The following is a 335-nucleotide window of genomic DNA, read 5'->3' on the forward strand; positions in this document are numbered from 1 at the left end:
GTACCTCAATGTAGTGATACCATAATAAGTAATTCTTATTTAACTAAACTAGGTATCCATAAACGAATGTATTATAAAGACACGTATAGTCTCAAAAGAGTATTTTATTTCACAGGTTTTGGAGGAGAAAGTATACGTAGGAATTGGAAAGACGCTGAAAGCTTGCTGAATGACAAAATGAAAAAGAATAACTTTACAACAGTAGATTTTAAAGATTCAATTAGAAAAATAGTTTTAAATAGTATTGAAGAAGTAAGAGAAAGGTATGTTTGTAAAACTGATGATGATTTAATGAATAATTATTATAGAGACTCTTGGTCTAGAAGTCACTTTGG

General features: G+C 28.7%; 1 protein-coding gene. It reads left to right on the plus strand.

Annotated features, from left to right (window positions below; all coding sequences use genetic code 11):
• Positions 1–66: 66 nt before the first annotated feature.
• A partial coding sequence (locus SB749_RS18985) for a hypothetical protein (RefSeq protein WP_410711670.1) occupies positions 67–335 on the plus strand: 269 nt, incomplete at its 3' end.

It is taken from the genome of Brevibacterium sp. SIMBA_078 (assembly GCF_046534565.1).
In the GTDB taxonomy this organism is placed as follows: Bacteria; Actinomycetota; Actinomycetes; order Actinomycetales; family Brevibacteriaceae; genus Brevibacterium.